Source organism: Sorangium sp. So ce590 (assembly GCF_051521365.1).
GTDB lineage: Bacteria > Myxococcota_A > Polyangia > Polyangiales > Polyangiaceae > Sorangium.
The window spans coordinates 8759930-8773992 of sequence record NZ_CP150346.1; the positions used below are offsets into that span (position 1 = coordinate 8759930).

Here is a 14063-nt window from a genome sequence, read left to right on the forward strand (position 1 = left end):
AGCGGGCTCGATGGATCGTACGGCTCAGCGGTGGGCGCGAGCCTGTTCCACACGCAGCGGGTGGATCACTTCAGAATGTGCAAATCCGCGTTCGAGAGGCCGAGGCGGGTCTTGATCAGATGGATCTCGGACGAAGCTTTGTAGCCCTTCGTCGCTATCTCCGCCGCGTTCAATTTCTTTATCTCCAGGGGGGCGCGCTTGAATGCCAGCCCCTTGATGTTCTCGTATTTCGTTCCGTGGATGATCTCGACGCGCGATCCAATCTTGGTCGTGTAGAGGCCCGTCACGACGGCCTCGGCGGGGCCCCTCACAGTCTTCTGGCTCGGCCCGACAATCGTGGATCTTCTCGGGCCAAAGACCTTGGTGGTGCTACTACCTCTGATCGTCGTCTCGCTCGCCCCTGCGACAGTGGTCGTTCGCCCTGCGTGATAGTTGTTGGTGGCGGGACCGCGGATGTCCGTTCTTCGCGCACCTGTAACGTCGGTCTCGCTACGACCGTTGATCGTCGTCTTGTTCAGCACGTTGACCGTCGTATCTCGACCGGCGAGGAAGGTGCTCTCGTCACGGCCCGTTATACGGGTGGTACGCCTCCCGAGGATATTCAACACGCTGCTGCCCATGATCCGTACGTCGCGATCGGCCAGGAGCAAGGCCTCGTCGTCACCCTTGATCCGCGTGGTCCGCTTCCCCTTGATGAAGGTGTCTCGGTCCCCATGGACGGTCGTCTTTTCATTGCCAAAGATGCTCGTCCTGCGATAACCCAGGATCACGTTCTGTGAGTATCCAGCGATGAAGTTCCCGGAGTATCCGCCGGTGACGCTCAGGCGGAAGCCGCCCACCACATTCTCGGAGATGCCCACGGTGAGCGCCGTTCGGTTGCCACACACGACGTTCTCGGAGGAGCCTCCGATGAACGTGAAAGCGTGGCCCTCCGTCTTGACTTCATACGTCGCGCCGGCGTTGGGCGCCCCCATTCGGAGGTAGGTGTTCGAGTGGGGCGTCGACAGCGTGATCCGCTCTTGCCCGGCCTGGTCTTCCAGCTCGATCCGGTTCCGCCCGCCCGTCTGGATCACGTTCCGCGTGCTGTTTCCCGCCGTGACCGGGCTCGGCGTCAGCGCATTGGGCGCGACCCCGACGATGGACGGTCGATCGGGGTCGCCTCCCGCAAAGGCGCACATGACCTCGACGCCGGCTCGCAGCGGGAAGTGGAAGCCCTCGATGCCACCGCCATGGGGCTGAAGCATCCGAACCCAGGTCGACGCCTTCCCCCCGCTCAGGTCGCTCTCGTCGAAGTTGAACTTGACCCGGTAGCGACCATGGCTGTCGATCTGGGCGTAGTCGCTGACCGCCGCGCCATCAATGATGGCCGTCTCGGTGCCGTAGATCCGCGGCCACTCGGTGATCTGCGGCGCGCGGAACTGCACCGTCGCGGCGATGGCCTTGGCCTCGATACGATAAACTTCCTCCCACGGCGCAAGCTCCCGAAGCTCGGGCACGCCTGGGGACTGGTTGGACCAGTGCTCGACCTCGGTGGTCAGATACGTCGTGTTGAACGCGGCCCGCGGATGGTCCTCGATCTCGAAGGTAAACCCAGGGATCAGCGTCGCCGCCCCGCCCGTCGCCTGGTAGACAACGCCGGTCGCGGACAGGCTCTCGGCCTTGATCCGCGCCAGCCGCTCCCCTTCGCCCGCCGAGAAGAACCGAGCACCGTACAGGCTGATCTCGCCGATGCCGCTGGCGCTGACGGACGCCTGCCCCGCGACCGCTACGGCCGGATTGGCGTAGTCATAGTCCTTGAGGCGGACCGTGCCGGGCATGACGCCATGCCGGCAGGTGAAGGCGTGGATGGTGTTCTTCGCCGTGTTGGCCCCGCCGATTTGCGGGTAATAACGAACGGGTTTGTCGCCATGGGGCTGATGTGCCGAGCGCTCGTCGACCAGCACCAGCGTCTCGCCGCCCTCCCCGTGCTCGAAGTAATAGTAGATGCCTTCGCGCTCCATCCACCGGGCGATGAAGGCATAGTCACTCTCGCGGTACTGGCAGACGTGCTCTTCGGCGCCGTAGGCGCCCCGGAGCTGGAAGGCGCAGTCCGTGACGCCGCCCTTTTGAAGGACGTCTTGAATGATCGCCGGGATGGTCTTCTGGCTGAAGACACGGCTGTGAAGCGACAGGGTAAGCAATGCGAGGCGCGGAACCATGGTGGCCCGGAAGACGCACCGACCGGCAAAGTCGTTGATGAGCTCGATGCTGCCAAGGACACCGCTTCGAAGGAAGCGCTCTCCGCCGTCGCTCCGCTCCAGGGAGAGGGTCACCGGCTGGCCCACGGCCGCGGCCATATCGAAATCATGGCCGACATCGTTCGTCATCATCAGGTAGAGCTCGAAACGGTAGAGCTTCGAGATACCCTCGGTACCATGGAAAGCCGCGATCTGGGTGGAAGAGGGCAGGACGCTCGAGTGAACGACGAAGTTATCGGGCATGGGGAGCCTTGTGGTAAGGAACAGCTGCAGGAAGAGAGGACGCGCGCCATGTAGCGTAGGCGGGAATTGTGTCGATCGTGTGTCGGTACGCCTGCTTGTCGCTGTCGTCCAGCGAGGCGCCGGTAACCGAGCGGAAATCCCCGTGGGGTCCGCTCGTGATCTCGTCATGCGGCGAAAGTCCGCGTGTTCGTCGGCGCGTTCGATGGCCACGTGGCCGGGTCGAGGGCGGCGTGGAGGAATGACCAGGGGCTCACCCTCGACGGCGAGGCAGGCCGGGACGCTCGTCCTTCTCCCTCGATGTCCGCTCCTCAGGGGCAGCTCGGTCGCCACGCGTCGTCGGCGAAGTACCTGGCGATGAGATCGTGGAGCGGACGATCGTACTCGCGCAGCTCCACGCGGGTGTTGATCTCGTTGTGGATCCCGTTCCCCGGGATCGATTCGATGTTTGTGTCGAACCAGTCCTGGACGCCCTCGGCCCAGTATTCGTCCTTGTTCGTCGCGGCGTAGGTGTCCGCCCATTTTCCGGCCTGGAGCGCGCCCTGGAACACATCCGCGAGCTCCTGGTCGAAGGTCGGCTCGGCGAAGGCGATGCCCATGATCGCGATGGCGTGCGAGAACTCGTGCACAAGAATGTCCTCGCCCGTGTACCGATCGCTCGGATAACAGAGGACGTTCTCCTCGGCGCACGAGCTCGCCGGACGGGCGGGCGTCGCGCCGAGGCCGCGGGCCCGTGTGTCCCAGTCCGTTCCCGGGAACGCCTCGTAAAGATCGCTGTGCTCGGGGATGTCGGTCGTCAGCTCCGTCTCCGCCATCACCGCGACGCGTGTGTGGTTCGCGATCATCGCCTGACGCACGTCGTCGCGCAGGCCGAGCATGCGGACGACGACCGAGCACGCGCGCAGCAGCGCCGCGTCCGGCGGGCTCCCGGAGCTGACGACGGGGATTCCCGAGGCGTCGATGTACTTCTTGTAGAACGGGTCGAGCCCCAGCTCGGGCGGCACCTCCGAGACGCTGGCGCACGCGCCCTCGGGTGCTCCTCCGCCTCCGCCTCCCCCGGTCCCGGCGCCTGTCGCGGCGCTGGAGCTCGCGCCCTCCGCCGCGATCGAGCTGGTCTCCGCGGCGCTGCCGGCGCCGCCGCTGCCGACTGGACCTGTGCCACCGCCGCCGGCGCTAGGGTCGGGCGGCGACTCCGAACAGGCGGTCAGGGCACACGCGAGGACCGCTACAAATACGCATCTTTCACGCATGCTCGCAATCCTACATGAGCTCATGCCAGCGTCCAGGTCGCGCGAGGCGCTGCAGAACGGCTGCTGCCCGCATCCCGCGCACGGGGACGAGCCAGACTCCGCCCTGGCCGGGCCGACAGGCGTGCAAGCAGACGTATGCTGGCACACAAATTGCCTCGAGGGTTCTGAAAGAGGAATTGGATAGCACGATCCGATTTGCCGCGATTGCGTCCGGTAAGCTGGACAACGTGCGCTGTGCAGGAGTAGTATGCCGCTGCCGCTGGCGCCGAGCGTGGGCGCGGAGATCGGTACCGGAGTCGTGTCGCCGGCATGCCGGCAGCGCCTCGCTGGAAGCGAGCCCTCGTATCGAGGAAGTACGAACATCCAGCATACCGATTCCCGAGCCTGTCCCGGCGCATGAGCCTGCACGGGTAGAGGTCAGGAGCCTGGGTCTCCTGGAATGGAGAGCTCTCTCCTGGTTCCAGCGACGAGATGCGCAGGCGGAGGCGGCTCCGATGCGATGACCGCGCGCGTCCTCGCGTCGGGCAGTCGCATGTCACGTAGGAAGTGCACTGGAGGAGGTTTTCGTGAAGAAATCGTGTGTGATGGTCGGGACGCTGTTGCTGGCGAGCTTGGGTGCGTCGGGCTGCGTGGCGGACAGCGTCGATGGCGCGGGGGAAGAGGACGCCCTCGGCGAGGCAGCCCAGGCGCTGACCTTCGACCCGGAGGTCCGTAACTTCGGTACGGTCTCGGGGCAGTCGACGGTCTGGAGCTCGGTCGTCGTGGATAGCCAGGGGGCGAGCCTGTCGGGCTGCCAGTGCGACATATCGAGCCAGTATTTCGGCTTCTCGAACTGCCCGACCTCCTTCCAAGGCACGCGGACCGTCGGCGTGAGCTTCACGCCGCCTTCGACGCCGGGGGCCTATACCGGGACGTTCAGCATCATGTGCAGTGGCTCGGTCTCCGGATCCAGCTACGTGAAGGCCGTGGTCCCCATCGGCGCCAACCACAACGGCACGCTCCTCCGGGTCGGCGGCGCAAAGAAGGCCGGGGGCAAGGCCGGGCGGCGGGCACGGACAGCGGGCGCTGCGCCCTCGAGCCGCCGCCCGCGGTGACCCGCGGCGCGTGACCGCCGCGGGCCGGGGCCAGCGCCGCGCCTGGAGCCGCCGCGGCGCGACGCGCGGCGGCTCGTCAGACCAGCGGCCGGGCGGCGCAGCCCGCCGCCGCGAGGTTCTCCCGGCAGGCAGCGAGCGTCGGGTGACCGGGGCCGAGCGTCGCCTCGTAGATGGCGAGCGCCCTCTCCAGCAGCGGCCGAGCCGACGCGCGCTTGCCCTGCGCCAGGCGCAGCACGCCGAGGTTGTTGAGCGCCATCGCCAGGTCGGGGTGGGCCGGGCCGAGGAGCTCCTCCATCCGCCGGATCGCCTTGCGGAACAGGCGTGCTGCGGCGTCGAGCTCCCCGTTCGCGTAGAGCAGGGCGGCGAGGTTGCTCGTGGTGAACGCGACCTCGTGATGCGCGGGGCCGTGCGCGCGCTCGAAGATGGCGAGCGCGCGCCTGTAGAGCGCCTCCGCCTCGCCGCGCTTGCCCTGGGCATCGAGGATCGCCGCGAGCGCGGCGGCGTCCTCCGCGACGAGCGGGTGCTCCGGTCCGAGCGCGGCCTCCCGCAGCGCCACCGAGCGGCGCGCGAACGGCTCTCCGCGGGCGGCGCGGCCGCGGGCGTGCTCGAGCCCACCGAGGTTGTGGAGCACGGGCGAGAGCTCGGGGTGGTCCGGCCCGTGGACCCGCTCGAGGATGCGGAGCGCCCGGCGGTAGAGCCGCGCCCCCTCGGCGAAGCGTCCGCGGTACTTGCAGCTCATCGCGAGCTCGTTGAGGCAGGCGGCGACCTCGACGTCGCGGGCGCCGAAGGCCGCCTCGACCAGCCGGAGCGCGCGGCGGGCGCGCCCCGCGGCGTCCACGTAGCGGCCCTGGAGTCGAGCGCTCGCGGCCAGGGCGCGCCACGCCTGGACGCGGAGCCGCGCGATCTCGCCGCGTCCTCGGGCCGGCGCGAGGACGCGGACAGCGCGGCGCGCGTGCGCTTCAGCGGCCGGATGGTCGCCGGACGTCGCCGCGATCTGCGAGAGCAGGAGGAGCGCGCCGGCCGACTCCGGGTGGTCAGGCCCGAGCTCCCGCTCGATGAGCGCGAGCGCCTCGCCGGCGTCCGAGCGCGCCTCCCGGAGCATGCCAGTCGAGAGATGATGGAGGGCGCGCTCGCGGAGAGCCCCCTGAGTCCTCTGTGGCGCTGTGGTTCCCTCTCTCATGAAACCGTGGACGAGCCTGGCGGTACGGTGCTTGAATCGCCCCTCGCCGGAGGTGCCCTAGGTCTCCCGCTCGAGCGCGCGCACCAGGAGCGGCGCCACCGAGCGCAGGGCGCCGGGCGCATCGGCGAGCTGCTGGCTGCCAGGGTGCGAGTCGGTGCCGAGCAGCGTCGTGAAGACGCCGGCCTTCCTGATCTTCTCGAGCGAGTCGCCCGGCAGGACGAGGTGGCTCGCGACGGCGTGGACCTTGGAGGCCCCGGCGGCGAGGTAGGCGCGCCCCGCCTGGACGAGCGACGAGCCGGTGCGGACCATGTCGTCGTAGATGACGACCTCGCGGCCCGAGACATCGGCGTTGACGCCGGTCACGCCGAGCCCGTCGCCCCGCCGCTCCTTGTAGACGAACGCCGGCTCGACGCCGAGGCCGCGGGCGAGGCTCTGCACCCACTTGGCCCGGCCGGCGTCCGTCGCCGCGAGCACGTACGGGCGATCGCCCATCAGCTCGCGGACCGCCTGCGTGATGAGCGGGGCGCCGTACAGGTGGCGCGTCACGTGCGAGTCGCTGAAGTAGAACTCGATGCCGTCGGTGTGCAGATCGAAGAGGAAGATGCGCGTGCCCGCGTCGCACGCCGGGATCGCCGAGATGAGCCGCGCCCGCGTCTTCGCGGTCACCACCTCGCCCGGCTTCACGGCCCGCTCCATGGTCGCGTAGCCGAAATAGGGCATCACGATGGAGAGCGACCGGGCGCCGGCGCGCGAGATGGCGCAGCCGAGGTCGTAGATCTCGAGCCAGTCGAGGTCCTGCGGGGCGCCGCCGAGCAGGACCACGTCGCGTCCCCAGCAGTCGACCGCGACGCGCAGGTAGCGCTCGCCGTCCGGGAAGCTCTTGCGCTCGACGAGGCCGCGCTCGAAGTCGCCTGCGGCCAGGAAGGCGGGCTCGAGGTACGCGTACGAGCGGATCGTGATGAGGAGACGGCGCTGGCTCATCGCGCCCCCCGTCGGGGCGCCCGGGCCGGCGCGTCGGCCCCTCGCCGAGCGCCGCGGGCTGGCGCGCCCTTCGCGGGCGGCGCGGCCTGCGCGCGCGGCGCGGCCTTCGTCGACGGCGCGGCCTTCGCAGAAGGCGCGCCCACGCTGGCGAGGACGCTCTTCAGGTGGGGCTCCATGCCGGGCTCGCCCGGGAAATCGACGGGATCGGGGAGATCTTTCATCTGCACGACGTCGCATCCTGCTTCACGCGCGGCCTCGTGCAAATGGCGCCGGAACTTGGCGCGCACGATGCCACGGTGGTTGGTGCACGCGAGCAACCGGCCGCCCGGGGCGAGCAGGCGGAAGGCGAGCGCGGCGAGCGCGCCGAAATCGCTCGCCGCGCTGAAGCGGCTCTTCTTCGTGGTCGCGAAGCTCGGCGGATCGATCACGATGAGGTCGAAGCGCTGGCCGGCCTGGGCGGCGGTCTTCAGCCACGGGAACACGTCGGCCTCGACCACGACGTGCGCCGCCGCGTCCGCGCCGATCGCGTCGAGGTTCTCGCGCGCCCAGGCGACCGCGCCCCGGGACACGTCGACCGTGACGCTCTCGCGCGCGCCGCCCGCCACGGCGGCCACGGTGAACGCGCCCGTGTAGGCGAACAGGTTCAGCACCCGCGCGCCCCGGGCGAGCTCGCGCACCCGCCGCCGGTTCTCGCGCTGGTCGAGGAAGATGCCGGTCGAGAGCCCGTCGCCGAGCCGCACCTTGAACGGCAGCCCGTGCTCGAGGACGGTGAGCTCCTCCGGCGCGCTCTCCCCGCGGACAGCGTGCCGCGGCGCGAACTCCTCGCGCCGCGCGTCCACGATGACGCTCGCGTGCTTCGGGCGCACCTTGAGGTAGACGCCCCTCGCCCCGAGCCGGTGGGCCGCGTCGAGCACGACGTCGCGCGGCGGCGCGCCCGGCTCGCCCTCGCCCGCGCCGAACAGCGACACGACGAGGTGCTCGCCGTAGAGGTCGACCGAGACGAAGGGGAGGCCGTCGCCCGCGCCGTGGACGAGCCGGAACGCCGTGGTGTCGCCGGCGCGCGCGACGCCGTAGCGCCGCTCGGCGGCCTCGCGCATGGCGCGCTCGACGGCCGCGACGCCCCCCGCGTACGGGTCCACGGCCGAGGCCGCGAGCCACGCCTCGAAGGCCGCCGGCAGCTCCGATCGGAAGGTCGCGGCCGCGCCGGTGGCCGGGTGCTCGAGGCGGAGCTCGGCGGCGTGCAGGAGCAGGCGCGGGGCCTCGGCGCCGCCGTAGAGCGGATCGCCGGTGATGGGCAAGCCGATCGCGGCGAGCTGCACCCTGAGCTGGTGGGTGCGGCCGGTCTCGGGCCGGAGCTCGAGCAGGGCGCGGTCGCCGCGGCGCTCGAGCAGCCGGTAGCGGGTGATCGCCAGCACGCCGCCGGCGGCTTTCTCCTGGCCGCCCGCGCCCTTCCGCCTGCCCCCCGCGCCCCGATCCTCCCGCCCCGCGCCGGCCTCGGCGATCGCGCGCATCGCGCCGCCCGGCGCCGGGACGAGGCGGTGCCGCAGCGTGCCGCGCGGCGCGCGATCGCCGAAGCCGGAGACGGCGGCGACGTACGTCTTCTGCACGGTGCGCCCCTCGAACTGCCGCGCGACGGCGGCGTTCGCCTCGCGCCGCCGCGTGAACAGGAGGACCCCCGAGGTGTCGCGATCGAGCCGCTGGTGGATCCCGAGGTACGCCTCGGCGTCGCCCCGGCCGCGGAGGAAGGCGCGGAGGCGCGTCACGACATCGTCGATCCGGTCCGCCTCCGGCGCGTGCGTCGACAGGCCAGCCGGCTTGTCGACAACGATGAGATCCGCGTCCTCGGCGAGGATCCACTCCGGATGGAAGTCGGGAAAGAGCTCGGAGAGCGAGAGGGGCGGTGTCATCAATTCTGCTTGACGTCGGTGCCGGGCGGCGCGGCGAACTGGAACTCCGCGGGATCGATCGACGCGGGCTGCGACGCGTCCTCGAAGTCGAACCGGTTCCGGTTGCCCTGCGCGTCGACGATGAGGACGCGGCGCACGACGCCCGGGTCCTTCTTCGCGAGGAGCGCCCTGTCGATATAGAACATCACGAACTCGTAGTGAGGAGTCGGCGCCCGCGGCTTGCCGACGAGCACGGGGCCGCCCGCGAAGCTCGCCTTCTCGTTGAAGGTGAACGTGAACGACGGGCGGAGCCCGTGGCCCATGAGGAACGAGAGGGCGCCCGGATACTCCGAGTTCTGCACCGGCGTCACGAACATCTGCCGGTCCTCGGCGACGTAGACCTTGAGCGACACGCCGTCGGAGACGATGCGGTTCTGGTTCGGTGGGTCGTAGCGAAACGAGATCCTGTCCGGCTTCGCGACCGAGAGCGTGCCGCTCTGCTTCTTGACGGCGCCGGAGATCTTCTGCGTGTGCTCCTGCTTGAAGCGGGCGAAGTACGTCTTCTTGCCGACGAAGATCGCGTCGACCTCCGCCGCCACGGCGTCCGCGGATCCGGCCTCGGCGGGCGGCACAGGGGGCGGCGCCCCCGCGCCCGACGCCGGCGCGGTGGTCGCCGCCGGCGCCTCGGCGCGCGCGCCCCCCGCGTCGCCCGCTGCCGTCGCGCCCCCAGCGTCGCGCGCTGCCGTCGCGCCCCCAGCGTCGCGCGCTGCCGTCGCGCCCCCAGCGTTCGCGGGCGGCTTCCGGCCCGCGTCTTCCGCCGGCGCGCCCGCGTCCGCCGGCGCCGCCGCGTCGGCCGCGCCCTCCGCGCCCGCGGGCGCCGCGGGGGCGCTCGCCGGCGGCGCGACGGCAGGGGGCGGCGGTTCCGGCGGCGCGGCGTCGGCCGCCGCGCCGTCGGCCGCCGCGCCGCCGGCCGGAGCGGGCGGCGCGTCGCAGGCCGCCGCGGCCAGGGCAGCGGGCAGGACGAGGGCGGCGAGGCGGAGGCGGATCATCGAGGAGCTCGCTTTCGAGGGGTGTGCGCCGCGTGTTCTAGGACAGGTAGGGCCGAGGTGGTAGCGCCGACGACGCCCCCGGCCGCGCCGCCGCGCTGGCCTCGACGGCGCTCTCGCGTCGTCGCCGGGGCGCGCTCGACCAGCGCCGCTCGAAAAATAACGGATGGCGCGCTGCGAAGGACGCCGGCCCGACCACGGAGCCGCGAGGGGAATCACGATGGAATCACGATGAAAACGGCCGCGGGAGCGACGGCGGACGCGACACGCGCTGGTCGACGAGCTCGCCTCGAGCATCCCGGGCGAGACCATGTCTTGACCCCTATTTCCACGTAGCCCAAACTCTCCGACCGCATGCGCGTGGGCACTCCTTCCCTGATCGATGCGTCGTCGCTCATCCTGATCCTGGACGTCTCGCGCAAGCTCGCGGCGCCGTGCGACCTCACGGAGCTGCTCGAGCTCATCATCAAGACGGGGCGGGAGGTGATAGGCGCCGACCGCGGGAGCGTCTTCCTCTACGACGAGGAGGCCAAAGAGCTCTACTCGCGTGTCGCCACGGGCGAGGCGCAGATCCGCGTCAGCATCGACAAGGGCATCGCCGGCGAGTGCGCGCGCAATCGCCGGACCGTCGTCGTCGACGATTGCTATACCGACCCGCGGTTCAATCCGGAGATCGACCGCCGGACCGGATATCACACGAAATCCGTGATCACGGTGCCGCTCATCGGGCTCGACGACAAGCTCGTCGGCGTGCTGCAGATGCTGAATTCGGCGGCGGGCCACTTCGGCCCGGACGAGAGCGACGTCGCCGAGCTGCTCGCGGCGCAGGCGGCCGTCGCCGTGCAGCGCACGCTCCTGCTCGAGGAGCGCATGATCAAGATCAAGCTCGAGCACGACCTCACCATCGCGCGCGACATCCAGCAGAACATCCTCCTGCGCCGGCTCCCGCGCTGCCCCGGATACTCGCTCTCGGCGTTCAGCAAGCCGGCGGACGACACCGGCGGCGACATCTACGACGTCATCCGGCTCGACGAGCGCGCGGACATGTCCCCGATCCTCCTCCTGCTCGCGGACGCGGCCGGCCACGGCATCGGCCCCGCGCTCAGCGTGACGCAGTTCCGCGCGATGCTCCGCATCGGCCTGCGCCTCTCGGCCGACATGGACGCGCTCATTCACCACATCAACCAGCAGCTCATCGAGGACCTGCCGAACGACCGCTTCATCACGGCGTTCCTCGGGATCCTCGACCCGGCCACCCACCAGCTCCGCTACCACGCGGCCGGGCAGGGGCCGCTGCTCCATTACCGGGCGGCCGAGGGCCAGGTCGCGTGGCGCGATCCGACGACGGTCCCGCTCGGCATGTTCAAGGACCTCGACCTGCCCCCGCCGCCCCCCCTCGTGATGGCGCCGGGCGACCTCCTCGTGCTGCTCACCGACGGCTTCTACGAGTACCAGGACGCCGCCGGCCAGGTGTTCGGCAAGGAGCGCGTCGGCGACCTCATCCACCGCCTGCACGCGCGCCCCACCTCCGACATCCTCGGCGCCCTCCTCGCCGAGGTGCGCCGTTTCGCCGGCTCGGCGAAGCAGATCGACGATCTTACGGCGCTGCTCGTGAAGCGGGACGCGTAGAGCGCGCTCCCCTGCTTCCCATCCCCCCGTCCTTGCGCTAGCTAGGCCCGCGATGAGCGCTGTCGTTGCCGCCCCTCCTCCTGGCTCCCCCTCCCCCTTCCCCGGCGATCCGCCGGTCGACATCGCGCTCGCGCAGGCGCACAAGCTCTCGGCGAGCGAGTGGGAGCGCGCGCGCGAGCACCTCGGACGGCAGCCGACGTTCACCGAGCTCGGGGTGCTCAGCGTGATGTGGAGCGAGCACTGCTCGTACAAGAGCTCCCGCGTGCACCTCGCCCGGCTGCCCACGACCGGCCCGCGCGTCATCCAGGGGCCCGGCGAGAACGCGGGCGTCGTCGACATCGGCGACGGGTTCGCGGCCGTCTTCAAGATGGAGTCGCACAACCACCCGTCGTACATCGAGCCCTACCAGGGCGCCGCCACCGGCGTCGGCGGCATCCTGCGCGACGTCTTCACGATGGGCGCGCGCCCCATCGCCAACCTCGACTCGCTCCGCTTCGGCCGGCCGGACCACCCGCGCACGCCGCAGCTGCTCCGCGGCGTCGTCGCGGGCGTCGGCGGCTACGGCAACTGCATCGGCGTGCCGACCGTGGGCGGCGAGCTCTTCTTCGACCGCGCCTACGACGGCAACATCCTCGTCAACGCCTTCACCTGCGGCGTGGTCCGCACGGACCGCATCTTCTACGGGCGCGCGAGCGGCATCGGCAACAACGTGCTCTACGTCGGCGCCAAGACGGGGCGCGACGGCATCCACGGCGCCACCATGGCCTCGGACGAGTTCTCCGAGGGCGGCCCGAGCCAGCGGCCCACGGTGCAGGTCGGCGACCCCTTCATGGAGAAGCTCCTGCTCGAGGCGTGCCTCGAGATCTTCGCGGAGGACCTGCTCGTCGGCGTCCAGGACATGGGCGCCGCGGGGCTCACCTCGTCGTCGGTCGAGATGGCGGGCAGGAGCGGCAGCGGCCTCGACCTCGACCTCGACCTCGTCCCGCGGCGCGCCGCCCGGCTCACGCCGTACGAGATGCTCCTCAGCGAGTCGCAGGAGCGCATGCTCCTCGTCGCGAAGCCCGGATGCGAGGCGCGCGTCATCGAGATCTGCACGAAGTGGGAGCTCGACGCGGCGATCATCGGCCAGGTGACCGACACGGGCCGCTGGGTCGTGCGCGCCACGCCCGGCTACGACCCGCTCGGCGGCGCGGCCGCCGGCGTCGCTCGCAGCCCGGTCGTCGTCTGCGACCTCCCGGTCGACTTCCTGACCGACGCGGCGCCGAAGTACGATCGCCCGCAGCGCGACGACGCCGCGCTGCCGGCGCGCCGGGCGTTCGACCCGCGCACCCTCCCGGCGCCGTCCTCGTGGTCCGAGCTCTTCCTCGCGATGGCGGGCTCCCCGAACCTCGGCTCGCGCGCGTGGGTGTGGCGGCAGTACGACCAGATCGTGCGGGGCGGCACCGAGGTCCGCGCCGGCAGCGACGCGGCGGTGGTGCGCGCCCCCTGCGACAAGGACGGCCAGCGGTACGAGAAGCTCCTCGCGTTCTCGAGCGACTGCAACGGGCGCCTCTGCGAGCTCGACCCGTTCCAGGGCGCGGCGATGGCCGTGGCGGAGGCGTGCCGCAACGTCGTGTGCTCGGGCGCCGAGCCGATCGGCCTGACCGACTGCCTCAACTTCGGCAACCCGGAGCGGCCGGAGATCATGCGGCAGTTCGCGCTCGCGATCGACGGCATGGCGGCGGCGTGCCGCGCGCTCTCGGTGCCCGTCGTGAGCGGCAACGTGTCGCTCTACAACGAGACCGACGGCCGCGCGATCCTGCCGACGCCGACGGTCGCCGTCGTGGGGCTCGTCGCGGACGCCGGCGACGTGCTGCGGGCGTCGTTCCCGGCCGCCGGCCTCTCGGTGCTGCTGCTCGGCGACCCGCGCGGCGGCCCGCTCGGCGGCTCGGAGTACGTCGCGCGCCACACCGGCGAGGTGAAGGGGCCGAGCCCCGCGATCGATCTCGATCGCGAGGTGCGGCTCCAGGGGCTCTGCCTCGCGCTCGCCCGCTCGCGGCCGCGGCTCCTCCAGAGCGCGCACGACGTCTCGGACGGCGGGCTCGCGATCACGCTCGGCGAGTGCTGCGCCGCCGCCGACGACCCGGCGGCGATGGTGGGCGCCCGCGTGCGGCTGCCGGAGGCGCCGAACGATGAAGCGCGCGAGGAGCTCGCCGAGGCGCTGTTCGGCGAGGCGCCGAGCCGCATCGTCGTCAGCGTCCGGCCCGAGGACGCGCCCGAGGTCGCGCGGAGGGCCAGGGAGGCCGGCGTGCCCTGCGCCGAGCTCGGCACCACCGGCGGCGACCGGCTCACGATCGCGGCCGCCGGCGGCGCGCTGGTGATCGACGTCGAGCTCGGCGCGCTGCGCGACGCGCGCGACCGGTGCCTCGAGCCGATCGTCGGGAGCTAGCGAGCAGGCAACTCGGGGTCTGCCCTTCGATGTTCCGGGCGGTTCCCCACGCGCTGCGTGCAGCGTCCAACTTGCGTCCTGCGCCGGGACAA

The 14063-nt window shown here is 71.2% G+C and carries 9 protein-coding genes; 3 read left to right on the forward strand and 6 right to left on the reverse strand.

The genetic code is table 11. The features are described 5' to 3' along the window. Nucleotides 1-65: 65 nt before the first annotated feature. Together WMF28_RS32970 and WMF28_RS32975 are read right to left on the reverse strand one after the other, a co-directional pair. A complete protein-coding gene (locus WMF28_RS32970) occupies nt 66-2480 on the reverse strand; it encodes a type VI secretion system Vgr family protein (RefSeq protein ID WP_437597414.1) in 2415 nt (804 codons plus the stop codon). A 308-nt stretch (nt 2481-2788) separates the two neighbouring features. Continuing rightward, complete coding sequence (locus WMF28_RS32975) at nt 2789-3727, reverse strand: hypothetical protein (protein ID WP_437597415.1); 939 nt, start codon at nt 3725-3727, stop codon at nt 2789-2791. Between the two features lie 566 nt (nt 3728-4293). Between WMF28_RS32975 and WMF28_RS32980 the strand changes: the two genes are divergently transcribed. Then, nucleotides 4294-4821, forward strand: a complete 528-nt coding sequence (locus WMF28_RS32980; RefSeq protein WP_437597416.1) for a hypothetical protein — start codon at nt 4294-4296, stop codon at nt 4819-4821. A gap of 76 nt (nt 4822-4897) precedes the next feature. Here the strand turns inward: WMF28_RS32980 and WMF28_RS32985 are convergent, their stop codons facing one another. The 4 genes from WMF28_RS32985 to WMF28_RS33000 are packed head-to-tail and all read right to left on the reverse strand — an operon-like array spanning nt 4898 to nt 9917. After that, nucleotides 4898-6001: a tetratricopeptide repeat protein gene (locus WMF28_RS32985; protein WP_437597418.1), complete on the reverse strand. Its 1104-nt coding sequence runs from the start codon at nt 5999-6001 to the stop codon at nt 4898-4900. 57 nt (nt 6002-6058) lie between these two features. Beyond that, complete coding sequence (prs, locus tag WMF28_RS32990; RefSeq protein WP_437597419.1) at nt 6059-6982, reverse strand: ribose-phosphate diphosphokinase; 924 nt, start codon at nt 6980-6982, stop codon at nt 6059-6061. Further along, nucleotides 6979-8889: a class I SAM-dependent methyltransferase gene (locus tag WMF28_RS32995; RefSeq protein WP_437597420.1), complete on the reverse strand. Its 1911-nt coding sequence runs from the start codon at nt 8887-8889 to the stop codon at nt 6979-6981. Before WMF28_RS32995 ends, prs begins: the two co-directional genes overlap by 4 nt. Beyond that, a complete protein-coding gene (locus tag WMF28_RS33000; protein ID WP_437597421.1) occupies nt 8889-9917 on the reverse strand; it encodes a LolA family protein in 1029 nt (342 codons plus the stop codon). Before WMF28_RS33000 ends, WMF28_RS32995 begins: the two co-directional genes overlap by 1 nt. A gap of 351 nt (nt 9918-10268) precedes the next feature. Here WMF28_RS33000 and WMF28_RS33005 point away from each other — a divergent pair, with 351 nt between their 5' ends. Then, nucleotides 10269-11543, forward strand: coding sequence for a SpoIIE family protein phosphatase (locus tag WMF28_RS33005; RefSeq protein WP_437597423.1), 1275 nt, complete (start codon nt 10269-10271; stop codon nt 11541-11543). 52 nt (nt 11544-11595) lie between these two features. After that, nucleotides 11596-13971, forward strand: a complete 2376-nt coding sequence (purL, locus tag WMF28_RS33010; protein ID WP_437597424.1) for a phosphoribosylformylglycinamidine synthase subunit PurL — start codon at nt 11596-11598, stop codon at nt 13969-13971. The last annotated feature ends 92 nt before the right edge of the window (nt 13972-14063 follow it).